The sequence below is a fragment of the Streptococcus sp. 27098_8_51 genome (genome assembly GCF_041432205.1).
GTDB lineage: Bacteria > Bacillota > Bacilli > Lactobacillales > Streptococcaceae > Streptococcus.
In genome coordinates, this window is the sequence record NZ_JAPVZE010000008.1 from 22,026 (window position 1) to 47,200 (window position 25,175).

A 25,175-nucleotide genomic window follows, 5' to 3' on the forward strand; every position below is an offset into this window, starting at 1 on the left:
AATTCGGCTTTTTCTTATAGAATAGTAAAAGGAGACAACCATGGCAGTTATGAATATTGAGTATTACTCAAAAGTTTTGGATATGGAGTGGGGTGTTACCGTACTCTATCCAGATGCTAGTCGGGTGACTGAACCAGATTGCACAGATATTCCTGTCCTTTATCTTTTGCACGGAATGTCAGGAAACCAAAATAGCTGGCTCAAACGTACCAATGTCGAACGCTTGTTGCGTGGAACCAATCTCATTGTTATCATGCCCAATACTAGCAATGGCTGGTACACTGATACCCAGTATGGTTTTGACTACTTTACTGCTTTAGCAGAAGAGTTGCCTCAGGTTATGAAACGTTTCTTCCCCAATATGACCAGCAAGCGAGAAAAGACCTTCATGGCAGGTCTCTCCATGGGAGGCTATGGTTCCTTCAAGCTGGCTCTCGCAACCAATCGTTTTTCTCATGCGGCTAGTTTTTCTGGTGCGCTCAGTTTTCAAGAATTTTCTCCTGAAAGTCAGGATTTGGGCTCTCTTGCCTACTGGCGAGGAGTTTTTGGAGAAATCAAAGACTGGACAGCTAGCCCTCATTCGCTTGAAACTATCGCTTTGAAATCGGATAAAAAAACCAAACTTTGGGCTTGGTGTGGCGAGCAAGACTATCTCTATTCAGCCAATAATCTCGCAGTGAAGAACCTCAAAAAGCTTGGTTTTAAAGTGACCTATAGTCATAGTCCTGGCACTCACGAGTGGTACTACTGGGAAAAACAATTGGAGCGTTTTTTAGCTACTCTACCGATTAACTTTGTTTTGGAAGAGCGCTTATCTTAGTTTTAGTTTTCTTTCAGTTTTATTGAGTAAAATAGAGAATCTATCTTGATTATGGGAGGCCATCGATTTAAAGATAGATTCTTATTTTTATGAAAGGTGGAGCGTCATGTTCTGGATTATTCGATTATTGTTCCGATTTCTTTTGGGAATTTGGCGTTTCTTTTGGCGTCTGGTCTGGACCTTGGTTATCATTGTTCTCCTTGCTTTTGGAGTGCTATGGTATCTGACAGGTGATTTTCATTCTGCGGTCGATCGGGTTGAAAAAATGAGCCAGATTGGTCAAGGTGGCTGGAATGAATGGAAAGAGACGGGAACGCTGGAAGTCTTGTCTCAGACAGACAGTCACCAACACGCGGAAGGCAAGTGGGCTCAGGCTTCAGCTCGCATCTATATTGAACCTCAAATGGATGAGACCTTCCAAGGTGCCTATGCAGAAGCCATAAAAAACTGGAATCAAACGGGAGCCTTTACCTTTGAGGTGGTTGCGGACCCTAGTCAGGCAGATATTGTGGCAAGTGAGATGAATGATGGATCAACCGCTGTAGCAGGTCAAGCCGAGAGTCAAACCAATTTGTTAACCAATCAATTTATATCTGTAACGGTTCGCCTGAATCACTATTATCTATCCAATCCAAACTATGGTTATTCTTATGAACGGATCGTGCACACGGCGGAGCACGAGCTGGGGCATGCCATCGGATTGGATCATACCAACGAGACCTCTGTTATGCAGCCTGCCGGCTCCTACTATGGGATTCAGCCTCAGGATGTGAAGGCTGTTCAAGAACTCTATTCCGGTAGCGACTAGATGAAGTCGGTGCAATTTCAAATAAAATCAAAGCTCCTCCATTAAGCGGTTGGTGGGGCTTTTTGTTCGTCCTGTCACGGCCTTTTTGCTATAATGGAACTATGAATAACTTGATCAAATCAAAACTGGAGCTCTTGCCGACCAGCCCTGGTTGTTACATTCACAAAGATAAAAACGGCACCATTATCTATGTAGGAAAGGCTAAAAATCTACGCAATCGCGTGCGGTCTTATTTCCGTGGAAGTCATGATACCAAGACAGAAGCTCTGGTGTCTGAAATTGTGGATTTTGAATTTATCGTCACTGAGTCCAATATTGAGGCCCTCCTTCTGGAAATCAACCTTATCAAGGAAAACAAGCCCAAGTACAATATCATGCTCAAGGATGATAAGTCCTATCCCTTTATCAAAATCACCAATGAACGCTATCCACGGCTTATTATTACTCGTCAGGTCAAAAAGGATGGAGGGCTTTATTTTGGTCCTTATCCAGATGTGGGGGCAGCCAATGAAATCAAGCGACTGCTGGATCGGATTTTCCCTTTTCGCAAGTGTACCAATCCACCTTCTAAGGTTTGCTTTTATTACCATATCGGTCAATGTATGGCCCACACCATCTGTAAGAAGGATGAGGCTTATTTCAAGTCCATGGCTCAGGAGGTTTCTGACTTCTTAAAAGGACAGGATGACAAAATCATCGATGATCTCAAGAGCAAAATGACAGTGGCAGCGCAAAGTATGGAGTTTGAACGGGCAGCAGAATACCGTGACCTGATTCAGGCCATTGGAACGCTTCGGACCAAGCAACGGGTCATGGCGAAAGATTTGCAAAATCGGGACGTCTTTGGCTACTATGTGGACAAGGGCTGGATGTGTGTTCAGGTTTTCTTTGTCCGTCAAGGAAAACTCATCGAGCGGGATGTCAATCTTTTCCCCTATTACAATGATCCGGATGAGGACTTCTTGACCTATGTGGGACAATTCTATCAAGAAAAATCCCACCTGGTTCCCAATGAAGTATTGATTCCGCAAGATATCGACGAAGAAGCTGTCAAGGCCTTGGTGGATACCAAGATTCTCAAACCCCAGCGTGGAGAGAAAAAACAACTGGTCAATCTAGCTATAAAAAATGCCCGTGTTAGCCTGGAGCAGAAGTTCAATCTGCTAGAAAAATCTGTCGAAAAGACACAAGGAGCTATTGAAAATCTGGGACGCTTGCTCCAAATCCCGACCCCAGTCCGTATCGAGTCCTTTGATAACTCTAATATCATGGGAACCAGTCCTGTTTCAGCTATGGTGGTCTTTGTCAATGGCAAACCGAGTAAAAAAGACTACCGAAAGTACAAGATAAAAACGGTTGTTGGCCCAGATGACTATGCTAGTATGCGAGAGGTTATTCGCAGACGTTATGGCCGAGTTCAACGTGAGGGCTTGACCCCTCCAGATTTGATTGTCATTGATGGGGGACAAGGTCAAGTCAATATTGCCAAGCAAGTCATCCAAGAAGAGCTAGGATTGGATATCCCAATTGCAGGTCTGCAAAAGAATGACAAGCACCAAACCCATGAACTGCTCTTTGGAGATCCACTGGAAGTGGTAGAGTTATCTCGCAATTCTCAGGAATTTTTCCTCCTCCAACGCATTCAAGATGAGGTACACCGCTTTGCTATCACTTTCCACCGCCAACTGCGCTCCAAAAATTCCTTTTCTTCACAGCTGGATGGGATTGACGGTCTGGGACCTAAACGCAAGCAGAATCTCATGAAGCATTTTAAATCTCTCACTAAAATCAAGGAAGCCAGTGTGGATGAGATTGTCGAAGTCGGTGTGCCCAGAGCTGTCGCAGAAACTGTGCAAAGAAAGTTGAATCCGCAGGAAGCAGTGGAACTGGCTCAAGTGGCGGAAGAGAGAGTAGATTATCAAACAGAAGGAGATCATTATGAACCATAAAATCGCAATTTTATCAGATATTCATGGAAATGTGACTGCCTTAGAAGCAGTGATTGCAGATGCTAAAGCACAAGGAGTCAGTGAATACTGGCTCATGGGAGACATTTTCCTCCCTGGTCCAGGTGCAAATGACTTGGTCGCTCTGTTAAAGGAACTTTCTATCACTACAAGTGTTCGAGGCAATTGGGATGATTGTGTCCTTGAGGCTTTAGATGGGCAATATGGCTTGGAAGACCCACAGGAAGTCCAGCTCTTGCGTATGACGCAGTATTTGATGGAGCGAATGGATCCTGCAACGATTGACTGGCTACGAAGCTTACCTATGCTAGAAAAGAGAGAAGTTGACGGACTGCGTTTTTCTCTTTCTCATAATTTGCCAAATAAGAACTATGGTGGTGACTTGCTAGTTGAGAATGATACAGAGAAATTTGACCAACTCCTAGATGATGAAGTTGATGTGGCAGTCTATGGTCATGTTCACAAGCAGTTGCTTCGTTATGGCAGTCAAGGGCAACAAATCATCAATCCAGGGTCGATTGGCATGCCCTATTTTAATTGGGAGGCGTTAAAAAATCACCGTGCTCAGTATGCTGTGATAGAAGTAGAATATGGGGAATTAGTAAACATTCTATTCCGAAAAGTTGCTTATGACTATGAAGCAGAGTTAGAATTGGCCAAGTCCAAGGGGCTTCCTTTTATCGAAATGTATGAAGAACTACGCCGAGATGACAACTATCGGGGGCACAATCTAGAACTCTTAGCTAGTTTAATTGAAAAGCATGGGTATGTTGAGGATGTGAAGAAATTTTTGGAGGCTATAAAGTCAGAATATAAGGTAGACTAGTTTCTTAAAACCCCTGAAAATTAGTTGGAACTGGATGAGGAAAAATCTGATTTTAATGATAAGTTTAAATCCAGGACTTCATCCGTGTTCCAATTTCTTTCTATGAAAAATCTCTGCAAGCTCTTTCAAAATATGGTAGAATGGATGCAGTAGAATTAGAAAAGGAAATCGATTATGAAATTTCTTGAATTAAATAAAAAACGTCATGCGACTAAGCATTTTACTGATAAACCGGTAGATCCCAAAGATGTGCGTACGGCTATCGAAATCGCAACCTTGGCCCCAAGTGCCCACAACAGCCAGCCATGGAAGTTTGTGGTTGTTCGTGAGAAAAATGCTGAATTGGCAAAATTGGCTTATGGTTCGAACTTTGAGCAGGTATCAGCAGCACCTGTAACCATTGCCTTGTTTACCGACACAGATTTGGCTAAACGTGCTCGTAAGATTGCCCGAGTTGGCGGCGCTAATAACTTCTCTGAAGAGCAACTTCAATATTTTATGAAGAATCTGCCAGCTGAATTTGCGCGTTACAGTGAACAACAAGTCAGCGACTACCTAGCCCTCAATGCAGGTTTGGTTGCCATGAACTTGGTTCTTGCTCTGACAGACCAAGGAATCGGTTCTAACATTATTCTTGGATTTGACAAATCAAAAGCCAACGAAGTTTTGGACATTGAAGACCGATTCCGTCCAGAACTCTTGATCACAGTTGGATACACAGATGAGAAATTGGAACCAAGCTACCGCTTGCCAGTAGATGAAATTATCGAGAAGAGATAGGAAGAAAAAATGACAGTTATTGATTTTACAGCAGAAGTAGAAAAACGCAAAGAAGACCTCTTGGCTGACTTGTTTAGCCTTTTGGAAATCAACTCAGAACGTGATGACAGCAAAGCCGATGCTGAGCATCCATTTGGACCTGGTCCAGTAAAAGCCTTGGAAAAATTCCTTGAAATCGCAGACCGTGATGGCTATCCAACTAAAAATGTTGATAACTACGCAGGACATTTTGAGTTTGGTGAAGGAGAAGAAGTTCTCGGAATCTTTGCTCACATGGACGTGGTGCCAGCTGGTAGCGGTTGGGACACGGACCCTTATACACCAACTATCAAAGACGGTCGCCTTTATGCGCGTGGAGCTTCAGACGACAAGGGGCCTACAACAGCTTGTTACTATGGTTTGAAAATCATCAAAGAATTGGGGCTTCCAACTTCTAAAAAAGTTCGTTTCATCGTCGGAACAGATGAAGAATCAGGCTGGGCAGACATGGACTACTACTTTGAACATGTAGGACTTGCGAAACCAGACTTCGGTTTCTCTCCAGATGCTGAATTCCCTATCATCAATGGTGAAAAAGGGAATATCACAGAATATCTCCATTTTGCAGGTGAAAATACTGGTGCAGCTCGCCTTCACAGCTTCACAGGTGGTTTGCGTGAAAACATGGTACCTGAATCAGCAACAGCAGTTGTTTCAGGTGACTTGGCTGACTTGCAAGCTAAACTAGATGCTTTTGTTACAGAACACAAACTCAGAGGAGAACTCCAAGAAGAAAACGGCCAGTACAAGGTGACTGTGATTGGTAAATCAGCTCATGGTGCTATGCCTGCATCAGGTGTCAATGGTGCGACCTACCTTGCCCTTTTCCTCAGCCAGTTTGACTTTGCAGGACCTGCAAAAGACTACCTTAACATCGCTGGTAAGATTCTTTTGAACGACCATGAGGGTACAAATCTCAAGGTTGCTCATGTAGATGAAAAGATGGGTGCCCTTTCTATGAATGCCGGTGTCTTCCGCTTTGATGAAACAAGTGCTGACAATACGATTGCCCTCAACTTCCGTTATCCAAAAGGAACAAGTCCAGAGCAAATCAAGTCAATCCTTGAAAACTTGCAAGTGGCTTCAGTTAGTCTTTCTGAACACGGCCATACCCCTCACTATGTGCCAATGGAAGATCCGCTTGTGCAAACCTTGTTGAATGTCTATGAAAAACAAACTGGTCTCCAAGGTCACGAGCAAGTCATCGGTGGTGGTACCTTTGGTCGCTTGCTGGAACGTGGGGTTGCCTACGGTGCTATGTTCCCAGACTCAATCGATACCATGCATCAAGCCAATGAATTTATCGCCTTGGACGATCTCTTCCGAGCAGCAGCAATCTATGCTGAGGCTATCTATGAATTGATCAAATAAAACGATAGAAGTCTGAGATGTTATGCTTGGACTTCTTTTTGGAGGGAAAACAGATGTCTCAAATCGAAAGAATCAAGCAAGCCATTATGGCGGATCCACAGAATATCAGCTATACAGAACGCGGAATCGAACCTCTCTTTGCGGCGCCAAAAACTGCCCGCATCAATATTGTCGGTCAAGCTCCGGGGTTTAAAACGCAAGAAGCTGGGATTTATTGGAAGGATAAGAGCGGCGATCGCTTGCGTGAGTGGCTAGGTGTAGATGAAGATACCTTTTACAATTCGGGCTTGTTTGCAGTTATTCCCATGGACTTTTATTTCCCAGGACATGGAAAATCGGGCGACCTTCCCCCCCGTAAAGGCTTTGCCGAAAAATGGCACCCACAACTCTTGCAAGAATTGCCCAATATCCAATTAACTCTCTTGATTGGGCAATATGCCCAAGCCTATTATTTACATGAGAAAGTTAGTGGCAAGGTGACAGAACGGGTAAAACATTACCAGAACTACTTACCAACCTATTTTCCTCTAGTTCACCCTTCTCCTCGTAATCAAATTTGGATGGCTAAGAATCCTTGGTTTGAGTCAGAAGTGATGCCCGATTTGAAAAAAAGAATTCAAAAGATTCTTGGAGAAACAAAATGAAAGAAATTACTTTTAACGATTTTTACCAGCTTTACCAGAATAGTTCACTTTCTGTGCTGGACGTGAGAGAAGTAGATGAGTTTGAGTCTCTTCATTTAGAAGGTGCTCGTAATTTACCTCTCAGTCAATTGGCTGATACTTATGAACAACTAGACAAAGACCAGCTTTACTACGTGATTTGTAAATCTGGGATGAGGTCAGCACGTGCTTGTCAATTTCTAGCTGAACAAGGTTATGACGTTATCAATGTCCAAGGCGGAATGACGGTCTTTGAAAATCTTTAAACCTATATGGCGATAGATCCTAGTCTTCCCTTGCTCGGTTCCAACTGAGTGAGGGATTTTGTTTTTAGATAATTCTTATTTTTAAAAATATTGAAAACATTCAATGATTAATTTTGGATACTTTTTTCAGAGTCTTAATCATGGTATACTAGGTCAGTATTTTAGAAATATGAAGGAGATTTTTATGGCTAAAAAAGGTGCCCTAACAGGCTTGCTCCTGTTTGGAATATTTTTTGGTGCGGGGAACTTGATTTTTCCGCCTTCTCTAGGTGCCCTATCTGGAGAACAGTTTCTTCCTGCCATCGCAGGTTTTGTATTTTCGGGTGTTGGGATTGCTGTCCTAACGCTCATCATCGGAACGCTCAATCCTAAAGGATACATTCACGAGATTTCTAAGAAAATCTCACCTTGGTTTGCGACACTTTATCTTGCAGTCCTCTATCTATCGATTGGCCCCTTCTTTGCCATTCCACGTACAGCAACAACAGCTTACGAAGTTGGGATTAGTCCCCTCTTGTCTGAAGCAAATAAAGGCCTAGGATTGATTATCTTTACCGTGCTTTACTTTGCCGCAGCCTATCTGATTTCACTCAATCCATCAAAGATTTTGGACCGTATCGGACGAATCTTGACACCAGTCTTTGCTTTGTTGATCGTTATCTTGGTTGTACTAGGTGCCTTCAAATACGGTGGAACAAGTCCTCAAACTGCGTCAGCTGCTTATCAAGCTTCTGCTTTTGGTACAGGTTTCCTAGAAGGTTATAATACCTTGGATGCTCTTGCTTCAGTGGCCTTTAGTGTGATTGCTGTTCAAACCTTGAAACAACTTGGATTTTCAAGTAAGAAAGAATACATCTCAACTATTTGGGTTGTTGGTATTGTGGTAGCTCTTGCCTTTAGCGCTCTCTACATCGGTTTAGGATTCCTTGGAAATCATTTCCCAGTACCAGCAGAAGTGATGAAGGGTGGAACACCAGGCGTTTATATCTTGTCACAAGCAACTCAGGAAATCTTTGGTTCAACAGCTCAGCTCTTTCTTGCTGTTATGGTAACTGTAACCTGTTTCACAACGACAGTTGGCTTGATTGTGTCGACAGCAGAGTTCTTTAACGGACGTTTCCCACAAATCAGTTACAAGGTCTATGCAACTGCCTTTACCTTGATTGGGTTTGCTATTGCTAATCTTGGCCTTGATGCAATCATTAAGTACTCAGTGCCAGTACTTGTAATCTTGTACCCAATCACCATCTCCATTGTGATGATCGTGATTGTGAATAAGTTTGTACCCTTATCAAAACCGGGCATGCAGTTAACCATTAGCCTTGTTACAGCTATTGCTCTTGCAAGCGTTCTTGGAAGTTCCTTTAAGATTGAGTTTCTTGAAAATCTGATTAATGCCCTTCCGTTTGCGTCAGCCTCTCTTCCATGGCTAGTGCCAGCTATTATCGGAATCTTGCTTTCGCTGGTTCTACCAAACAAACAAGAGAGTGATGTTTTTGAGATGGAATAAAAAAATTCTTGGTCAACGACCAAGAATTTTTTGTATAAGCACGACTCGTTAGTTGGTTTGTTCAGTATAACCAGCCTCTTTAAGCATTTTTCTAGTTTTTAGGAAACTTACACGGCTTCCAGAGCCAGAAACTTCATTTGGCATTGCTTTTTTCATCTCTTCGAGATTCACAACAGTCATGTCAACCTCCATGCTATGGATGACTTTTCCATCTTTGAATTCGATATTTTGTGTAATGCCTTTAAGTCCTTCCTCCTTTTTATAAGTTTTCACGATAAGTTCTTTAATCTCTTCTGCTGACTTGTCCAGTATTTCAGGGTCAAAAACATTATAGACTTCTTGTTTTACAACATCATCCCCCTTAACAGTGTATGTCAAGGTAGAAGTTCTTCCGGGATTGCTATTGTGAACAAATGTGTGGGTTTCTGTCTCATCTTTCTTTTCAGATGATTGTTGGCTGCTTTGTTTGGTCTCGCTTGACTGAGTTGTTGTGTCTTCTTTGGTACTGCTGCTAGCAGGTGTAGATGCTTGTTTGGAGCATCCGAGCAGGAGGACAAGTGAAGCCACTAGGGCTAGTGAAGTTTTAACAAGAGTTTTCATAAAATTTCCTTTCATAATCAAAGTATTTTGTATTATAACATGATTCTACTACAAAATCAACTAGACCTCCCCTCTCATCTGATTTGACATGACAATGAACAGAAACTAGTCTGACGATTAAAGTTTTGTCTCTATCTGTTTCAAAAATTTTTTATCGTATGGATTGAAAAGTGGGAAGTTTTAAATGCACTTTTTATGGGATTTGGAGGAATCTATCGGACTCATCAGTTAGGAATATAGTAAAATACCCCAAGAGTCAGAGTTGTGTCTAACTTTTGGGGTGGACCTACACTAGTCTATATGAAATTTTGGGAGATTAGTTCGTCTTTTCTGTGAATCCCATTTTTTCCAGTGCTTTTTTAGAATTTGAGAAACTGACACGATTACCGATACCAGAATATTCTTCAGGAAGTGCTTTTCTAAGTTCGCTAATGCTTGCAACTGAGAAATCAACTTCTAGATCTTGAACAACTTTACCATCTTTGATTTCAATCGTTTGTTTAACACCTTTGAGTCCATTATAACCTTTGTACTTTTCTTCGATAAAACTCTTGACATCTTCTGGAGTTGCACCAAGGATTTCAGGATCAGCAATGTTATTAGCTGATTGCTTGATAACATTGTCCCCTTCTACAGTATAAATCAAGGTAGAAGTGATTCCAGAATTGCTTTTGTTTACAAAGGTATGTGTTTTAGTTGTTTCTTTCTTTTCAGATGATTGTTGACTGCTTTGTTTAGTCTCGTTTGACTGAGTTGTTGTGTCTTCTTTGGTACTGCTGCTAGCAGTAGTTGATGCTTGTTTGGAACATCCGAGCAGGAGGACAAGTGAAGCCACAAGGGCTAGTGATACTTTAAAGTATGATTTCATATCTATTACTTTCCTTTCATAATCAAAGTATTTGTATTATAACATGGATCTATAGTGAAAGCAACTAAACACAGTTTTTCTCCTTTTGAGAAGGAGTCTGACTAGAAAAATGTTATAATGGTAGGAAAGAGGTGAAGAAATGAATCAAACTGTAAACTATATCAAAGAATTAACTGCTATTGCATCTCCAACGGGCTTTACTCGTGAGATTTCAGACTACCTAGTCCATACTTTAGAAGAGCTTGGTTACCAGCCTATTCGAACTGCTAAGGGTGGTGTCAATGTTACTATTAAAGGTCAAAATGATGACCAACACCGCTATGTGACTGCCCATGTGGATACGCTGGGTGCTATTGTCCGTGCTGTCAAACCGGATGGCCGTCTCAAATTGGATCGTATCGGTGGTTTCCCTTGGAACATGATTGAGGGAGAGAACTGTACGGTTCATGTGGCTAGTACAGGTAAAACGGTATCTGGAACTATCCTCATCCACCAGACATCTTGCCATGTCTACAAGGATGCAGGAACTGCTGAACGTACTCAGGACAATATGGAAGTGCGTTTGGATGCAAAAGTAACCAATGAAAAAGAAACCCGCGCCTTGGGTATTGAGGTTGGAGACTTTATTAGTTTCGATCCGCGAACAGTTGTGACAGAAACTGGTTTTATCAAGTCTCGACACTTGGATGACAAGGTCAGCGCAGCAATTTTGCTCAATCTTCTTCGTATTTACAAGGAAGAGGGGATTGAATTGCCAGTAACAACTCATTTTGCTTTTTCAGTCTTCGAAGAGGTGGGTCACGGTGCCAACTCCAATATTCCAGCTCAGGTAGTGGAATATCTAGCTGTAGATATGGGAGCTATGGGCGATGACCAACAGACGGATGAGTACACAGTATCTATCTGTGTCAAGGATGCTTCTGGTCCTTATCACTATGACTTCCGTCAACACTTAGTAGCTTTGGCGAAAGAGCAAGATATTCCATTTAAGCTGGATATCTATCCATTTTATGGATCGGACGCTTCAGCAGCTATGTCAGCAGGAGCAGAGGTCAAACACGCCCTCCTTGGAGCTGGTATTGAATCCAGTCACTCTTACGAACGAACACACATTGATTCGGTCGTGGCGACTGAGCGTATGGTAGACGCCTATCTCAAGAGCACCTTGGTGGAGTAAAGGGGCGATAAAGTATTATGTTTGAAATGCTGAAACAATTAGCAACGCCTGCTATAATAACGGGGTTAGTTTCGGGTTTGTATGCTTATTTCCAAAAGAAAAAAGAGGAATATCGTAAGTATGTGTATGAAAATAAACAAGAAAACTTTAAAGAACTAGTTGTTTATGCCGATGAACTGGTAGATAAAGGAATTACTAATCCAGATTTAGAAAAACTACTTTTTAAAATTTCTCAAAACATTAATCCGTATGGACGAAAAATAAAAACTTTTGGAAAATATCAGTGGATAGAAGATGATGGATATATATGGTATCAAATAGAAATTATAGAGAAAAAACTTGCTTCTCAAATACTTCAAATAGAGGATTTAAAAGAACTAGCTCATCGGATACAAATTGCTAAACGATTACTAGATATAAAAGTAGAAAAAAATATTCCGCTTATAAGTTCAGCTAAAATATGGTTTTATTTATTTCAGTATGCGATGTTATTACTTCAGCTATTTTTCATTTACTTTGGGTATCAGAGTTTTATAGAACAACCTACTGGACCCTCTTTGTTATTGGCTTATTTGCTGCTTGTTGTAATTTTAATTTTTTTACTCCCAGAATTTAGTGTTGATGAAAGTGATGATGGAAGATCTGGAATATTTATTACAGTGTGCCTTTTCTATATTGTCGCAGTTGATACTGTAATATCGTATTATTTGTATAAAAATTTATCTATCGTTCTTATTGTTGGAATAGTTTCACTTTGTTTAAGTATTGGTGTAATATTTTTAAAAGCTATTATCTTCGGAGAAAGTGAAATTGGTAAGGTATCTACAATTTATATCGAAGAATATAGAAAACTACAGGGACCTAAGTTAAGTAAGAGACGCTTTATAGATAATTTTACAGTTATTCCATTTTTTAATAAGATTCAAAAATTATTTCACAAAGATAAGAGGGAGGGGAATGATGACCTATGAACACCGACTTTTTGACCTTAATCACATCCTTCTCGACTTTGAAGCAGTGGATATCCGAGGGGTAAATAAAGCAGGGATTGACAGTGAGTGATTTAATCCCTATGTGCTTGAGAATGCAAGTATAGCTAATCCCGAGCTGTCAGGCTCAAGATATTTTGAACTTATTAGAGTTGAAAGGAGAGACTCATGTGTCTTATTTGTGAGCGGATAGACCTAATTAAAGCGGGGAAAAATCCCTACTTTGTAAAAGAACTAGAAACAGGCTATGTTGTTATTGGGGATCACCAATACTTTAAGGGCTATACCTTATTTCTGGCAAAAGAACATATAACAGAACTCCACCATATGGAGACTTCTGAAAAACTGCGTTTTCTAGAGGAAATGAGTTTAGTCCAAGAAGCAGTCGCCAAAGCGTTTAAAGCTGAAAAGATGAACATCGAACTTCTAGGAAATGGAGATGCCCACGCTCACTGGCACCTCTTTCCAAGACGGTCAGGTGATATGAAGGGGCATGGGCTTAATGGCCGTGGTCCAGTCTGGTGGGTGCCCTGGGAAGAAATGGCGTCAGAAGATTGCCAAGTGAAATCCCATGAGTTGGAACAAATGATTAAAGCCTTATCCGATGAATTAGAGAAGCACATGGCCTAAGAGAGGAAGAAAAAATGAAAAAAAGATACATCGTTTTATCAGGTTTGCTAGCAGTAACCCTAGCAGCATGTTCTCAAGAAAAACCTAAAAATGAAGAAAACACTCAAAAAACGGAACAAACTAGTCAACCTGAAGGAACTGTAGGGAGCAAATCCCAAGCCTCTAGTCAGAAGAAGGCAGAAGTTGTCAATAAGGGAGACTACTATAGTATTCAAGGGAAGTACGATGAAATCGTCATAGCTAATAAGCACTATCCTTTGTCAAAAGACTATAATCCAGGAGAAAATCCAACAGCTAAAGCAGAGTTGCTGAAACTCATTGCAGCAATGCAAGCAGCGGGCTACCCAATCAGCGATCACTACAGTGGTTTTAGAAGTTATGAAACTCAAACCAAACTTTATCAAGACTATGTGAATCAAGATGGTAAGGAAGCTGCTGATCGCTACTCAGCTCGCCCAGGTTATAGTGAACACCAAACAGGTCTTGCTTTTGACCTTATTGGGACAGATGGTGATTTAGTTACTGAAGAAAAGGCAGCCCAGTGGCTCTTGGATCATGCGGCTGACTTTGGCTTTGTTGTTCGCTATCTCAAAGGCAAGGAAAAAGAGACTGGCTACATGGCGGAAGAATGGCATCTTCGCTACGTCGGAAAAGAGGCCAAAGAAATTGCTGCAAGTGGTCTCAGTTTAGAAGAGTACTATGGCTTTGAAGGCGGCGATTACGTCGATTAAAAACGAAAGTTTTCTCTTGCATTTTTAGATAAATAGTGTATAATGGAAAAGTATGTGTAAAGCATACTTGTGGGAGGTAAAAATCTCTAATTACCGCCAAAACCACAAAGGAGGATTTAAAAATGGCTAAAAAAGTCGAAAAACTTGTAAAATTGCAAATCCCTGCTGGTAAAGCTACACCAGCTCCACCAGTTGGACCTGCTCTTGGTCAAGCTGGTATCAACATCATGGGATTCACAAAAGAGTTCAACGCTCGTACAGCTGACCAAGCTGGTATGATCATTCCAGTTGTTATCTCAGTATACGAAGACAAATCATTTACTTTCGTTACAAAAACACCACCAGCTGCTGTTCTTTTGAAAAAAGCTGCAGGTGTTGAAAAAGGATCAGGTACACCTAACAAAACTAAAGTTGCTACAGTTACTCGTGCACAAGTACAAGAAATTGCAGAAACTAAGATGCCAGATTTGAACGCAGCAAACATTGAGTCTGCAATGCGTATGATCGAAGGTACTGCTCGTTCTATGGGATTCACTGTTGTTGACTAATCAATAACACCCCCAATATAACCCGCAAGACTTCATCATTTCGAGAAGTGACGTGGGAGATGAAAATCGATTGAACCACTTACAAGGAGAATAGAAAATGGCTAAAAAAAGCAAACAACTTCGTGCTGCTCTTGAAAAAATCGACAGCACAAAAGCATACAGTGTAGAAGAAGCTGTAGCACTTGCAAAAGAAACTAACTTTGCAAAATTTGACGCAACTGTAGAAGTTGCTTACAACTTGAACATCGACGTTAAAAAAGCTGACCAACAAATCCGTGGCGCAATGGTATTGCCAAACGGTACTGGTAAAACTTCACGCGTTCTTGTTTTCGCACGTGGTGCAAAAGCTGAAGAAGCAAAAGCTGCTGGTGCAGACTTTGTTGGTGAAGATGACCTTGTTGCGAAAATCAACGACGGTTGGTTGGACTTCGACGTAGTTATCGCTACACCTGACATGATGGCTCTTGTTGGACGTCTTGGACGTGTCCTTGGACCACGTAACTTGATGCCAAACCCTAAAACTGGTACTGTAACAATGGATGTTGCTAAAGCAGTTGAAGAGTCTAAAGGTGGTAAAATTACTTACCGTGCTGACCGTGCAGGTAACGTTCAAGCAATCATCGGTAAAGTATCATTTGAAGCTGAAAAATTGGTTGAAAACTTCAAAGCTTTCAACGAAACAATCCAAAAAGCAAAACCAGCTACAGCTAAAGGAACTTACGTAACAAACTTGACAATCACAACTACTCAAGGTGTTGGTATCAAGGTTGACGTAAACTCACTTTAATCAGTAGTTTATATCAGAGAACGAGTACGAATGTGCTCGTTTTTTTGATGATAAGTTCATTCCAGGGGAAATAACTCTATTAATAGCCTGATGGGGCAATAGAATAGTGCTTTTCCTCTTCTTCTTTCACAGAAAATGTGGTATAATAGAGAGTAAAAAACTTTGAAAGAAAGAAAAAGATGAATTTAAAAGATTATATCGCAACGATTGAAAATTATCCTAAGGAAGGTATTACCTTCCGTGATATCAGCCCTTTGATGGCAGATGGAAATGCTTATAGCTACGCTGTTCGTGAAATTGTTCAGTATGCAACCGATAAGAAGATCGACATGATCGTGGGCCCAGAGGCTCGCGGCTTTATCGTGGGCTGCCCAGTTGCTTTTGAGTTGGGAATTGGCTTTGCACCTGTTCGTAAACCAGGGAAATTGCCACGTGAAGTCATTTCTGCTGACTATGAGAAAGAGTACGGTATTGATACCTTGACCATGCATGCTGATGCGATTAAGCCAGGTCAACGTGTTCTCATCGTAGATGATCTTTTGGCAACAGGTGGAACTGTCAAAGCAACCATTGAGATGATTGAAAGACTTGGTGGAGTTGTAGCCGGTTGTGCCTTCTTGATTGAGTTGGATGAGCTTAAAGGCCGTGAAAAAATCGGAGATTACGATTACAAGGTACTTATGCATTATTAATGAAAAACAGTCCTTGGGGCTGTTTTCTCTTCATCTGCTATATAAACAAACTATAGCTAGTTAGAGAAAAACTATAATTGAAAACTATATCTTCTTGCAGTATAATAAAAGGACTAAGTGTTTGAGATTTGACTTCAAACACATTCAATTATTTCTAAAAGAGTACAGTTAGGAGAAGGTTATGCCGATTAGAATTGATAAAAAATTGCCAGCTGTGGAGATTTTAAGGACAGAAAATATCTTTGTTATGGACGACCAACGGGCTGCTCATCAGGATATTCGCCCCTTGAAGATTTTGATTTTAAATCTCATGCCTCAAAAGATGGTAACAGAAACGCAACTCTTACGGCATTTGGCCAATACCCCCTTGCAATTAGATATTGATTTCTTATATATGGAAACACATCGTTCCAAGACAACTCGTGCCGAACATATGGAAACCTTCTATAAAACCTTTCCAGAGGTCAAGGATGACTTTTTTGATGGAATGATTATCACAGGAGCACCAGTGGAGCATTTGCCTTTTGAAGAGGTGGACTACTGGGAGGAATTCAAGCAGGTCATCAAATGGTCTAAGACGCATGTTTTTTCAACCCTCCATATCTGTTGGGGAGCACAAGCAGGTCTTTATGTTCGCTATGGCGTTGAAAAGCACCAGATGGATCGGAAACTATCAGGCATTTATCCACAGGATACCTTAAAAGAAGGGCACCTTCTTTTTAGAGGTTTTGATGATCGCTATGTAGCTCCTCATTCTCGTCATACTGAGATTTTAAAAGAAGAAATCTTAAACAAGACCAATCTGGAGATTCTGTCAGAAGGTCCTGAGGTTGGGGTTTCTATCCTAGCTAGTCGAGATTTGCGTGAAATTTATAGTTTTGGTCATTTGGAGTACGATCGTGACACTTTGGCAAGAGAGTATTTTCGTGATTATGAGGCGGGACTCAACCCTCATATCCCAGAGAACTACTTTAAAAATGATGATGTAAATGAGACGCCTTGTCTCTGTTGGTCTTCATCAGCTGCCCTCTTTTTCAGCAATTGGGTAAACTATGCAGTTTATCAAGAAACCCCTTTTGACTGGAGAAAGGTAGAGGATGATGTGGCTGCATTTGGATATCTATAAGAGGAATTATGACATATTTTGACGCTTTTAAATCAGGGAACTTGGTTTTACCAAGTGCCCTGCTCTTGCATTTTAAGGAACTCTTTCCTTCCAGCGAAGATTTTCTCGTCTGGCAATTTTTCTATTTACAAAATACCACAGCCCTAGGAGATGTTTCACCTAGTCAGATTGCTGAAATCATTGGGAAAGAGGTTGCAGATGTCAACCAATCTATTTCAAATTTGACTGAAAATGGTTTGCTACAATATCGAACCATTGAACTAAATGGGGAAATTGAGCTGATTTTTGATGCTAGTTTGGCTTTTGAACGCTTGGATAGCTTACTAGACAGCCAAACTCCAGCTACAACTGCCCCAAACCCGCAGAATCAGTTGAAGGATCTGGTTGAAACTTTTCAGCAGGAGTTGGGACGCTTATTAACACCATTTGAAATCGAAGATCTTTCCAAGACTGTCAAAGAAGACGGAGTTAAGGCGGATTTGATTAAGGAAGCTCTCCGAGAGGCCGTTCTCAATGGCAAGCCAAACTGGAAATATATTCAGGCAATCCTACGAAACTGGCGCCATGAAGGTATTCAGTCTGTGACTCAGGTAGAGGCCAAACGAGCAGAGCGAGAAGTCAACAATCCCAAACAAGTTCAGGCTTCGGCTGATTTCCTCGATGCCATGAATTTGTGGCAAGATTAGTCGCTTGAAAAATCTTGAAAATTAGAGTAAGGTTTGCAAGCTCCTTATAAATATGATAGAATAATAGTGAATAAAATGAAAAAAGAGGTATGTGAAATGTCACGTAAACCATTTATCGCTGGTAACTGGAAAATGAACAAAAATCCAGAAGAAGCAAAAGCATTCGTTGAAGCCGTTGCATCAAAACTTCCTTCATCAGACCTTGTTGAAGCAGGTATCGCAGCTCCAGCTCTTGATTTGACAGCTGTTCTTGCTGCTGCTAAAGGTTCAAACCTTAAAGTTGCTGCTCAAAACTGCTACTTTGAAAATGCAGGTGCTTTCACTGGTGAAACTAGCCCACAAGTTTTGAAAGAAATCGGTACTGACTACGTTGTTATCGGTCACTCAGAACGTCGTGACTACTTCCATGAAACTGACGAAGATATCAACAAAAAAGCAAAAGCAATCTTTGCAAACGGTATGCTTCCAATCATCTGTTGTGGTGAGTCACTTGAAACTTACGAAGCTGGTAAAGCTGCTGAATTCGTAGGTGCTCAAGTATCTGCTGCATTGGCTGGATTGACAGCTGAACAAGTTGCTGCATCCGTTATCGCTTATGAGCCAATCTGGGCTATCGGTACTGGTAAATCAGCTTCACAAGACGATGCACAAAAAATGTGTAAAGTCGTTCGTGACGTTGTAGCTGCAGACTTTGGTCAAGAAGTTGCGGACAAAGTTCGTGTTCAATACGGTGGTTCTGTTAAACCTGAAAACGTTGCTTCATACATGGCTTGCCCAGACGTTGACGGTGCCCTTGTTGGTGGTGCGTCACTTGAAGCTGAAAGCTTCTTGGCATTGCTTGATTTTGTAAAATAATCTCAGTTATTCCAGACAGTCTGCTAAGACTGTCTTTTTTTTAAAGACTGTATATTTTTCTTAAATTATCAGTCAATTACAACTTTTTTAATATGGGTTAATTTTCTTGCTTTTGTCTACTAGGAGTAGTATACTGAGATAGTAATCAATAAATATGGTTGCAAAAATAATATTATGAGGTGATCAATATGGTTGAATTGAAAAAAGAAGCAGTAAAAGACGTAACAACATTATCTAAAACAGCGCCAGTAGCATTGGCAAAAACAAAGGAAGTATTGAACCAAGCAGTAGCGGACTTGTATGTGGCTCACATTGCCCTTCACCAAGTTCACTGGTATATGCGTGGTCGTGGCTTCCTCGTATGGCATCCAAAAATGGATGAATACATGGACAGTCTTGATAGCTATCTTGACGAAATCAGTGAACGTTTGATTACTCTTGGTGGAAAACCTTATTCAACTTTGACAGAATTCCTTCAACACAGTGAAATCGAAGAAGAAGAAGGAGAATTCCGTAACGTTGAAGAAAGCTTGGAACGTGTTCTAGCAATTTATCGCTACCTCATCGCTCTTTTCCAAAAAGCTTTGGATGTAACTGACGAAGAAGGTGATGATGTTACAAACGATATCTTTGTTGGGGCTAAGGCTGAACTTGAGAAAACAGTTTGGATGCTTACAGCAGAACTTGGACAAGCTCCTGGTTTGTAAAATATAGTTGCTACCCCTTTTATCATGAGGCGCTTGATAAGTGCCCATGATCAATCATCTTTTAAAAGTCATGTAACTGTAAAAAGTTGCATGATTTTTTTGTCTGCTGGACTTAGGACACATTGTCAAAAGTAGGATTTTACGGTATAATAGTTGCTGTTCAATAACATATGAATTTTAAAGAATAATTGTTAGTTTAAGGAGGACTTATGAACAACTTACCAAATTGCCCAAAATGTAATTCAGAATATATCTACGAAGACGGAAGTCTCTTGGTCTGCCCAGAGTGTGCCTATGAGTGGAATCCTGCAGAAGTTGCAGAAGTAGAAGAAGGTGTTGTTGCTATCGATGCCAATGGAAATAAATTGGCTGACGGCGATACTGTAACCCTTATCAAAGACTTGAAAGTAAAAGGTGCGCCAAAGGATTTGAAACAAGGAACTCGCGTTAAAAATATCCGTATCGTAGAAGGTGACCACAACATCGACTGTAAGATTGATGGTTTTGGAGCTATGAAACTCAAGTCAGAATTTGTTAAGAAAATCTAGCCATGAAACTGAATTATAAATTTATCTTTTATAGTCGTGTCCTCTTGTTCTTAGCGGCATTTACAGGAGTTTATTTGGAGATTACCAAACACGGTGGCTTTGGTATGCTCCTTTACTATACAGTGTTGTCCAATCTTTTGGTAACGATTTTCACGGGTTATCTGCTCCGTGTGATGAGCCGTTCAGGTGAAAATTGGCAAAGTCCGACCTTGCTTCGTCTCAAGGGTGGTGTTACCATGAGTATCATGATTACCTGTGTGATTTACCATTTTATGCTTGCTCCGATTGCGACAGACTTTTACCGTGTGGAAAATTTCCTTTGCCACTATATCGTTCCACTCTGGTTTTTAGCTGACACCCTCTTCTTTGATAAACGGGGTCAATACAAGATCTGGGATCCAGTCTTATGGACCATCTTGCCCTTGGTTTATATGATTTTTGCCTTGTTTAACGGCCTGGTCTTAAAACTCAATATTCCGAATTCCAAGGACAATCCCTTCCCATATTTCTTTTTAAATGTGAACAAGGGTTGGGACGTGGTTATCAAATGGTGTTTGATCATTTTTGCAGCGTATATGGTTGCAGGCTTCATCTTCTATCTGATCAAGCAAATCAAGCGAAAATAGTCTTCCTATTAGGAAAGTTAGGACGGAGTCTCTAGTTCAATCGGGCTCCTTCTTTTCTTGCCATCTTCCTTTTAAAAGGATAAACAGTGAGAAATATACAGAAAGAAAATTCATGAAACAATATTTAGAACGGGCTAGTATTTTGGCCCTCTCCCTCGTTTTGATTACCTCCTTTTCCATCTCAAGTGCTCTGCCAGCCATGTTTGACTACTATCAAGGCTACCCCAAGGAACAAATCGAGCTCCTGGTCAGTCTCCCTTCTTTTGGAATTATGATCATGCTGGTTTTAAATGGGTTTTTGGAGCGGTTGTTTCCTGAGAGACTTCAGATTAGTCTGGGACTTCTCATCCTTTCTATCGGTGGGACAGCCCCTTTCTGGTATCAGGAGTACAACTTTGTCTTTGCGATGCGGATTTTATTTGGCTTGGGTGTTGGGATGATCAATGCCAAGGCCATTTCCATCATCAGTGAACGCTATCATGGAAAGACACGGATCCAGATGTTGGGTCTTCGCGGATCAGCAGAAGTTGTCGGGGCATCGATTTTGACTCTAGTTGTAGGTCAACTCTTATCCTTGGGATGGACAGTGACCTTCTTGGCCTACAGTGCGGGGTTTTTAGTATTGATCCTTTATCTGCTCTTTGTCCCTTATGGGAAAGAAAAGAAAGAAACAAAGAGAAAAGAGACCGAAACGACTCGTTTGACAGGACAGATGAAAGGCTTAATTTTTCTATTGGCTGTCGAAGCAGCAGTAGTTGTCTGCACCAATACAGCTATCACCATTCGTATTCCTAGTCTGATGGTGGAAAGAGGTCTAGGGGATGCCCAGTTATCGAGCTTGGTTTTAAGTATCATGCAGTTGATTGGTATCTTGGCAGGTGTGAGTTTTTCTTTCTTTATCTCTCTGTTTAAAGAAAGGTTGCTCCTTTGGTCGGGTATCACCTTTGGATTGGGGCAGATTGTGATTGCCTTGTCTCCGTCATTGGGTGTGATGGTAGTTGGAAGTGTTGTGGCAGGTTTTTCCTACAGTGTGGCCTTGACCACTGTCTTTCAGCTTCTTTCTGAAAGAATACCAGCCAAGCTCCTTAATCAGGCAACATCTTTTGCAGTGCTAGGATGTAGCTTTGGGGCCTTTACGACACCTTTTATTCTTGGTGCGATTGGCTTGGTGACTCAAAACGGTATGTTGGTCTTCACCATTTTAGGATGTTGGTTGATTGTCACTTCTATCTTTGTTATGTACGCACTTCAAAAGAGAGCTTAGGATTGGTTTCCTAAGTTTTTCTTTTTGGGAATTTTGTACCCAGACAATTATTGGTTTTTAAACTTGTTTACACTTTTATTTCCTGATAAAATAGAAGTTATGACAAGATATAAAGCAATCATTTCCTATGATGGTTATGCCTTTTCTGGTTTTCAGCGCCAGCCTCATGCGCGGAGCGTTCAAGAGGAAATCGAAAAAACCTTAATGAGACTCAATAAGGGGCAAGCCATCACTGTTCATGGTGCTGGTAGGACGGATAGTGGGGTCCATGCTCTGGGACAGGTTATTCATTTTGATCTGCCCTATCAGATGGATGTGGAAAAACTCCGTTTTGCTCTGGATACCCAGTCACCAGAAGATATCGATGTGATTTCGATTGAGATTGTGGCGGATGATTTTCATTGTCGTTATGCAAAACATAGCAAGACATATGAGTTTATCGTGGATAGGGGGCGTCCTAAAAATCCGATGCGCCGTCACTATGCTACTCACTTTCCCTATCCCCTCGATGTGGAGCGAATGCAGATAGCTGCCAAGAAATTAGAAGGAACCCATGATTTTACTGGGTTTACAGCATCTGGAACCAGTGTAGAGGACAAGGTTCGGACTATTACAGAAGCCAGCCTTAGTGTTGATGAGACAGGCCAATTTTTGACCTTTACCTTTTCAGGAAATGGTTTCTTGTATAAGCAGATTCGCAATATGGTGGGGACGCTGCTCAAAATAGGAAATAATCGAATGCCAGTTGAGCAGATTGACTTGATTTTGGAGAAGAAGGACAGAAAACTTGCAGGTCCAACGGCTGCACCGAATGGCTTGTATTTAAAGGAGATTCGTTATGAAGAATAATCGTATTTTAGCCCTTTCTGGGAATGATATTTTTAGTGGTGGTGGTTTATCAGCTGATTTGGCTACCTATACCTTAAATGGTCTGCATGGCTTTGTAGCAGTGACTTGTTTGACGGCCTTGACCGAAAAGGGCTTTGAAGTCTTTCCAACTGACGATGCCATTTTTCAACATGAATTGGATAGCTTACGTGATGTCGAGTTTGCAGGAATTAAGATTGGCCTTCTTCCTACTGTCAGTGTGGCTGAGAAGGCCTTGGACTTTATCAAGCAACGTCCAGGAGTGCCTGTGGTATTGGACCCCGTTTTGGTCTGCAAGGAAACGCACGATGTAGCTGTTAGTGAACTCTGTCAAGAGTTGATTCGCTTTTTCCCTCATGTCAGTGTGATTACGCCAAATCTTCCTGAAGCAGAATTATTGGCTGGTCAGGAAATTAAAACATTGGAAGACATGAAAGCTGTAGCGCAGAAATTGCATGATTTAGGAGCGCCAGCAGTTATTATCAAGGGAGGCAATCGCCTCAGTCAGGACAAGGCAGTGGATGTCTTTTATGATGGACAAACTTTCACTGTTCTAGAAAACCCAGTCATTCAAGGCCAAAATGCGGGTGCAGGATGTACCTTTGCCTCAAGCATCGCCAGTCACTTGGTTAAAGGGGATGAACTTTTACCAGCAGTAGAGAGCTCGAAAGCTTTCGTTTACCGTGCTATTGCACAAGCAGATCAATATGGAGTAAGACAATATGAAGCAAACCAAAACAACTAAAATCGCCCTTGTATCCCTCTTAACCGCCCTTTCTGTGGTTCTAGGTTATTACTTGAAAATTGGAACGCCAACAGGAATATTGACTCTCTTGGATGCAGGTATTTTCTTTACTGCCTTTTACTTTGGCAGTAAAGAAGGGGCCGTCGTTGGAGGACTAGCAGCTTTTCTGCTTGACCTTTTATCAGGCTTTCCACAGTGGATGTTCTTTAGCTTGGTAAACCATGGCTTGCAAGGATTTTTTGCAGGTTTTAAAGGGAAATGGCAATGGCTAGGCCTTGTCTTGGCTACTATCGTCATGGTAAGTGGCTACGCTCTGGGCTCAACTCTAATGAATGGCTGGTCAGCAGCCTTGCCAGAAATCCTTCCAAACTTCCTACAAAATACCTTGGGAATGGTTGTGGGATTTGTAGTCTTTCAGAGTGTCAAGAAGATAAAATAAAAAAGTCAGCTTCAATAGCTGACTTTTGGCTTATCTAGGTTTAATCAAAATAAAGCAAATCTTTGCTGGTGCTTGTAAAGAGGTCAAAGCCATCCTTGGTAACAACACCACAGTCTTCGATACGAACGCCGACTTTACCAGGGATATAGATACCTGGTTCAACAGAGAAGCACATGCCTTCTTCGATGACCATGTCGTTTCCTTCCATGATAGAAGGGAATTCGTGGACATCCATACCGATACCGTGACCGAGACGGTGGTTGAAGTACTCTCCGTAACCAGCTTTTTCAATGACTTCGCGAGCAGCGCGATCAACTTCATGTGCAGTCACACCTGGCTTGATAAAGTCAAGAGCAGCTTGTTGGGCTTCCAGAGTCAAGTTGTAGATATCTTTTTTGAATTGATCTGGTTTACCGACAGCGACCGTACGAGTCATATCTGATGCGTAGCCATTGACCATGACACCGAGGTCAAAGAGGAGAAGGGCGTCTTTTTCGACCTTGTTTGCACCAGGAATTCCGTGCGGATTTGCAGCGTTATCGCCAGTCAAGACCATGGTATCAAAACTCATTTCATAGCCTTCACGTTTCATGGCAAAGTCGATTTGGGCAATGATATCTGTCTCTGTCTTATCAAGAGAAATATTGTCAAAACCAACATGAACAGCCTTATCAGCATAGATACCTGCAACCATCATTTTTTGCACTTCGTCAGCTGATTTGATGAGGCGCATGCGTTGGATGCGAGGAGTGAGGTTTTCAAACTCAGCAGTTTCAAAAACTGTTTTCAAACCATGGTATTTGGTCAAGATGAGATTGTCAAACTCAACAGCGACACGTTTGAAGTCAAGCTGTGGAAGAGCGTTTTTGATTTTTTGCCATGGATTTTCAGAATCCACATAGCCCACAACTGGGAAGGAAACGGTGCTACTCGCACGTTCTACTTCAAGGGCTGGGACAAAGAGGAGAGGTTCCTGATCTGCTAGAACAAAGAGGAACATTTGGCGTTCATGGGGATCACTGTAAAAGCCAGTGAGGTAATTGATAGTGACGGGGTCAGATACGACAGCGACGTCTAGTTTTTCTGATTCAAGATATGTTACGATTTGTTGTAATTTAGACATATGCTACCTTCTTTCTACCCCTCTATTTTGGCAAAAAATGAGAGAAAATGCAAGGGAGAAGGGTAAAAGAACAGGCAAAAAGAACTCCGACAAGATAGCGGAGTTCTTTTATCTAATT

Annotated in this window: 29 protein-coding genes; 26 read left to right on the top strand and 3 right to left on the bottom strand. The window is 41.4% G+C overall.

Features of this window, described 5'->3' with window-relative positions; genetic code table 11:
* Positions 1-40 precede the first annotated feature (40 nt).
* The 9 genes from O3622_RS06310 (at position 41) to brnQ (ending at position 9,049) form a co-directional block, all read left to right on the top strand.
* On the top strand, positions 41-820 hold the full coding sequence (locus O3622_RS06310) for an alpha/beta hydrolase family protein (RefSeq protein ID WP_247929513.1): 780 nt from the start codon (positions 41-43) through the stop codon (positions 818-820).
* 106 nt (positions 821-926) lie between these two features.
* A complete protein-coding gene (locus O3622_RS06315) occupies positions 927-1,628 on the top strand; it encodes a M57 family metalloprotease (protein WP_371607225.1) in 702 nt (233 codons plus the stop codon).
* A 101-nt stretch (positions 1,629-1,729) separates the two neighbouring features.
* A complete protein-coding gene (gene uvrC / locus O3622_RS06320) occupies positions 1,730-3,577 on the top strand; it encodes an excinuclease ABC subunit UvrC (RefSeq protein WP_371607226.1) in 1,848 nt (615 codons plus the stop codon).
* A complete protein-coding gene (locus O3622_RS06325; RefSeq protein WP_001015771.1) occupies positions 3,567-4,421 on the top strand; it encodes a metallophosphoesterase in 855 nt (284 codons plus the stop codon). The genes uvrC and O3622_RS06325 overlap by 11 nt, the downstream gene beginning before the upstream one ends.
* Positions 4,422-4,595: 174 nt before the next feature.
* Positions 4,596-5,201 carry a nitroreductase family protein gene (locus tag O3622_RS06330; protein ID WP_000670151.1) on the top strand — a complete coding sequence of 202 codons (606 nt, stop codon included), beginning with the start codon at positions 4,596-4,598 and terminating at the stop codon, positions 5,199-5,201.
* Positions 5,202-5,210: 9 nt separating this feature from the next.
* On the top strand, positions 5,211-6,611 hold the full coding sequence (pepV, locus tag O3622_RS06335; protein WP_000215924.1) for a dipeptidase PepV: 1,401 nt from the start codon (positions 5,211-5,213) through the stop codon (positions 6,609-6,611).
* Between the two features lie 53 nt (positions 6,612-6,664).
* Positions 6,665-7,255, top strand: coding sequence for a uracil-DNA glycosylase family protein (locus O3622_RS06340; protein WP_000078130.1), 591 nt, complete (start codon positions 6,665-6,667; stop codon positions 7,253-7,255).
* On the top strand, positions 7,252-7,539 hold the full coding sequence (locus tag O3622_RS06345; protein WP_000659169.1) for a rhodanese-like domain-containing protein: 288 nt from the start codon (positions 7,252-7,254) through the stop codon (positions 7,537-7,539). Before O3622_RS06340 ends, O3622_RS06345 begins: the two co-directional genes overlap by 4 nt.
* 184 nt (positions 7,540-7,723) lie before the next feature.
* Positions 7,724-9,049, top strand: a complete 1,326-nt coding sequence (gene brnQ / locus O3622_RS06350) for a branched-chain amino acid transport system II carrier protein (RefSeq protein ID WP_001074590.1) — start codon at positions 7,724-7,726, stop codon at positions 9,047-9,049.
* 48 nt (positions 9,050-9,097) lie between these two features.
* Here the strand turns inward: brnQ and O3622_RS06355 are convergent, their stop codons facing one another.
* Both O3622_RS06355 and O3622_RS06360 read right to left on the bottom strand, forming a co-directional pair.
* Entirely contained in the window at positions 9,098-9,649 is a 552-nt protein-coding gene (locus tag O3622_RS06355; RefSeq protein WP_000855328.1) for a DUF1307 domain-containing protein, read from the bottom strand.
* A 316-nt stretch (positions 9,650-9,965) separates the two neighbouring features.
* Entirely contained in the window at positions 9,966-10,517 is a 552-nt protein-coding gene (locus tag O3622_RS06360; protein ID WP_000844333.1) for a DUF1307 domain-containing protein, read from the bottom strand.
* A 139-nt stretch (positions 10,518-10,656) separates the two neighbouring features.
* On the opposite strand from O3622_RS06360, the gene O3622_RS06365 reads away from it, so the two are divergent.
* The 17 genes from O3622_RS06365 (at position 10,657) to O3622_RS06445 (ending at position 23,934) form a co-directional block, all read left to right on the top strand.
* A complete protein-coding gene (locus O3622_RS06365) occupies positions 10,657-11,694 on the top strand; it encodes a M42 family metallopeptidase (protein ID WP_001077273.1) in 1,038 nt (345 codons plus the stop codon).
* A 26-nt stretch (positions 11,695-11,720) separates the two neighbouring features.
* Positions 11,721-12,665 (top strand): hypothetical protein, encoded by a 945-nt coding sequence (locus O3622_RS06370; RefSeq protein WP_223341662.1) that lies wholly within the window; start codon positions 11,721-11,723, stop codon positions 12,663-12,665.
* 186 nt (positions 12,666-12,851) lie between these two features.
* Complete coding sequence (locus O3622_RS06375) at positions 12,852-13,313, top strand: HIT family protein (protein ID WP_000335584.1); 462 nt, start codon at positions 12,852-12,854, stop codon at positions 13,311-13,313.
* Positions 13,314-13,327: 14 nt separating this feature from the next.
* Positions 13,328-14,044: an LD-carboxypeptidase LdcB/DacB gene (ldcB, locus tag O3622_RS06380; RefSeq protein ID WP_000747738.1), complete on the top strand. Its 717-nt coding sequence runs from the start codon at positions 13,328-13,330 to the stop codon at positions 14,042-14,044.
* A gap of 122 nt (positions 14,045-14,166) precedes the next feature.
* The gene (rplK, locus tag O3622_RS06385; protein ID WP_001085808.1) at positions 14,167-14,592 is read left to right on the top strand and encodes a 50S ribosomal protein L11; all 426 of its coding nucleotides are present in this window, start codon (positions 14,167-14,169) and stop codon (positions 14,590-14,592) included.
* Positions 14,593-14,689: 97 nt separating this feature from the next.
* Positions 14,690-15,379: a 50S ribosomal protein L1 gene (gene rplA, locus O3622_RS06390; RefSeq protein ID WP_001085675.1), complete on the top strand. Its 690-nt coding sequence runs from the start codon at positions 14,690-14,692 to the stop codon at positions 15,377-15,379.
* Positions 15,380-15,558: 179 nt separating this feature from the next.
* Positions 15,559-16,071, top strand: a complete 513-nt coding sequence (locus tag O3622_RS06395; RefSeq protein ID WP_001049316.1) for an adenine phosphoribosyltransferase — start codon at positions 15,559-15,561, stop codon at positions 16,069-16,071.
* A 181-nt stretch (positions 16,072-16,252) separates the two neighbouring features.
* Complete coding sequence (gene metA, locus O3622_RS06400; RefSeq protein WP_001122733.1) at positions 16,253-17,197, top strand: homoserine O-succinyltransferase; 945 nt, start codon at positions 16,253-16,255, stop codon at positions 17,195-17,197.
* A gap of 8 nt (positions 17,198-17,205) precedes the next feature.
* Entirely contained in the window at positions 17,206-17,883 is a 678-nt protein-coding gene (locus O3622_RS06405; RefSeq protein WP_000220746.1) for a DnaD domain-containing protein, read from the top strand.
* A 96-nt stretch (positions 17,884-17,979) separates the two neighbouring features.
* Positions 17,980-18,738, top strand: coding sequence for a triose-phosphate isomerase (gene tpiA / locus O3622_RS06410; RefSeq protein WP_000087891.1), 759 nt, complete (start codon positions 17,980-17,982; stop codon positions 18,736-18,738).
* A gap of 188 nt (positions 18,739-18,926) precedes the next feature.
* Positions 18,927-19,445, top strand: coding sequence for a Dps family protein (locus O3622_RS06415; RefSeq protein ID WP_000229895.1), 519 nt, complete (start codon positions 18,927-18,929; stop codon positions 19,443-19,445).
* Positions 19,446-19,654: 209 nt separating this feature from the next.
* Positions 19,655-19,993 (top strand): zinc ribbon domain-containing protein YjdM, encoded by a 339-nt coding sequence (locus tag O3622_RS06420; protein WP_001061581.1) that lies wholly within the window; start codon positions 19,655-19,657, stop codon positions 19,991-19,993.
* Positions 19,994-19,995: 2 nt separating this feature from the next.
* Positions 19,996-20,619, top strand: coding sequence for a Pr6Pr family membrane protein (locus O3622_RS06425; RefSeq protein ID WP_000775204.1), 624 nt, complete (start codon positions 19,996-19,998; stop codon positions 20,617-20,619).
* A 112-nt stretch (positions 20,620-20,731) separates the two neighbouring features.
* Positions 20,732-21,883 carry an MFS transporter gene (locus O3622_RS06430; protein WP_000816261.1) on the top strand — a complete coding sequence of 384 codons (1,152 nt, stop codon included), beginning with the start codon at positions 20,732-20,734 and terminating at the stop codon, positions 21,881-21,883.
* A 99-nt stretch (positions 21,884-21,982) separates the two neighbouring features.
* Complete coding sequence (gene truA / locus O3622_RS06435; protein WP_084922029.1) at positions 21,983-22,732, top strand: tRNA pseudouridine(38-40) synthase TruA; 750 nt, start codon at positions 21,983-21,985, stop codon at positions 22,730-22,732.
* Positions 22,722-23,495, top strand: a complete 774-nt coding sequence (locus O3622_RS06440) for a bifunctional hydroxymethylpyrimidine kinase/phosphomethylpyrimidine kinase (RefSeq protein WP_000794752.1) — start codon at positions 22,722-22,724, stop codon at positions 23,493-23,495. Before truA ends, O3622_RS06440 begins: the two co-directional genes overlap by 11 nt.
* On the top strand, positions 23,473-23,934 hold the full coding sequence (locus O3622_RS06445; RefSeq protein WP_000814995.1) for an ECF transporter S component: 462 nt from the start codon (positions 23,473-23,475) through the stop codon (positions 23,932-23,934). Before O3622_RS06440 ends, O3622_RS06445 begins: the two co-directional genes overlap by 23 nt.
* A 40-nt stretch (positions 23,935-23,974) precedes the next feature.
* Here O3622_RS06445 and O3622_RS06450 read toward each other — a convergent pair whose 3' ends face one another.
* Positions 23,975-25,057, bottom strand: coding sequence for a Xaa-Pro peptidase family protein (locus tag O3622_RS06450; RefSeq protein ID WP_049490287.1), 1,083 nt, complete (start codon positions 25,055-25,057; stop codon positions 23,975-23,977).
* Positions 25,058-25,175: the final 118 nt, after the last annotated feature.

Bases quoted from the DNA above. Each gene is read 5' to 3' on its own strand.
- O3622_RS06310 (WP_247929513.1), top strand. From the start codon at position 41: ATGGCAGTTATGAATATTGAGTATTACTCAAAAGTTTTGGATATGGAG.
- O3622_RS06315 (WP_371607225.1), top strand. From the start codon at position 927: ATGTTCTGGATTATTCGATTATTGTTCCGATTTCTTTTGGGAATTTGG.
- uvrC (WP_371607226.1), top strand. From the start codon at position 1,730: ATGAATAACTTGATCAAATCAAAACTGGAGCTCTTGCCGACCAGCCCT.
- O3622_RS06325 (WP_001015771.1), top strand. From the start codon at position 3,567: ATGAACCATAAAATCGCAATTTTATCAGATATTCATGGAAATGTGACT.
- O3622_RS06330 (WP_000670151.1), top strand. From the start codon at position 4,596: ATGAAATTTCTTGAATTAAATAAAAAACGTCATGCGACTAAGCATTTT.
- pepV (WP_000215924.1), top strand. From the start codon at position 5,211: ATGACAGTTATTGATTTTACAGCAGAAGTAGAAAAACGCAAAGAAGAC.
- O3622_RS06340 (WP_000078130.1), top strand. From the start codon at position 6,665: ATGTCTCAAATCGAAAGAATCAAGCAAGCCATTATGGCGGATCCACAG.
- O3622_RS06345 (WP_000659169.1), top strand. From the start codon at position 7,252: ATGAAAGAAATTACTTTTAACGATTTTTACCAGCTTTACCAGAATAGT.
- brnQ (WP_001074590.1), top strand. From the start codon at position 7,724: ATGGCTAAAAAAGGTGCCCTAACAGGCTTGCTCCTGTTTGGAATATTT.
- O3622_RS06355 (WP_000855328.1), bottom strand. From the start codon at position 9,649: ATGAAAACTCTTGTTAAAACTTCACTAGCCCTAGTGGCTTCACTTGTC.
- O3622_RS06360 (WP_000844333.1), bottom strand. From the start codon at position 10,517: ATGAAATCATACTTTAAAGTATCACTAGCCCTTGTGGCTTCACTTGTC.
- O3622_RS06365 (WP_001077273.1), top strand. From the start codon at position 10,657: ATGAATCAAACTGTAAACTATATCAAAGAATTAACTGCTATTGCATCT.
- O3622_RS06370 (WP_223341662.1), top strand. From the start codon at position 11,721: ATGCTGAAACAATTAGCAACGCCTGCTATAATAACGGGGTTAGTTTCG.
- O3622_RS06375 (WP_000335584.1), top strand. From the start codon at position 12,852: ATGTGTCTTATTTGTGAGCGGATAGACCTAATTAAAGCGGGGAAAAAT.
- ldcB (WP_000747738.1), top strand. From the start codon at position 13,328: ATGAAAAAAAGATACATCGTTTTATCAGGTTTGCTAGCAGTAACCCTA.
- rplK (WP_001085808.1), top strand. From the start codon at position 14,167: ATGGCTAAAAAAGTCGAAAAACTTGTAAAATTGCAAATCCCTGCTGGT.
- rplA (WP_001085675.1), top strand. From the start codon at position 14,690: ATGGCTAAAAAAAGCAAACAACTTCGTGCTGCTCTTGAAAAAATCGAC.
- O3622_RS06395 (WP_001049316.1), top strand. From the start codon at position 15,559: ATGAATTTAAAAGATTATATCGCAACGATTGAAAATTATCCTAAGGAA.
- metA (WP_001122733.1), top strand. From the start codon at position 16,253: ATGCCGATTAGAATTGATAAAAAATTGCCAGCTGTGGAGATTTTAAGG.
- O3622_RS06405 (WP_000220746.1), top strand. From the start codon at position 17,206: ATGACATATTTTGACGCTTTTAAATCAGGGAACTTGGTTTTACCAAGT.
- tpiA (WP_000087891.1), top strand. From the start codon at position 17,980: ATGTCACGTAAACCATTTATCGCTGGTAACTGGAAAATGAACAAAAAT.
- O3622_RS06415 (WP_000229895.1), top strand. From the start codon at position 18,927: ATGGTTGAATTGAAAAAAGAAGCAGTAAAAGACGTAACAACATTATCT.
- O3622_RS06420 (WP_001061581.1), top strand. From the start codon at position 19,655: ATGAACAACTTACCAAATTGCCCAAAATGTAATTCAGAATATATCTAC.
- O3622_RS06425 (WP_000775204.1), top strand. From the start codon at position 19,996: ATGAAACTGAATTATAAATTTATCTTTTATAGTCGTGTCCTCTTGTTC.
- O3622_RS06430 (WP_000816261.1), top strand. From the start codon at position 20,732: ATGAAACAATATTTAGAACGGGCTAGTATTTTGGCCCTCTCCCTCGTT.
- truA (WP_084922029.1), top strand. From the start codon at position 21,983: ATGACAAGATATAAAGCAATCATTTCCTATGATGGTTATGCCTTTTCT.
- O3622_RS06440 (WP_000794752.1), top strand. From the start codon at position 22,722: ATGAAGAATAATCGTATTTTAGCCCTTTCTGGGAATGATATTTTTAGT.
- O3622_RS06445 (WP_000814995.1), top strand. From the start codon at position 23,473: ATGAAGCAAACCAAAACAACTAAAATCGCCCTTGTATCCCTCTTAACC.
- O3622_RS06450 (WP_049490287.1), bottom strand. From the start codon at position 25,057: ATGTCTAAATTACAACAAATCGTAACATATCTTGAATCAGAAAAACTA.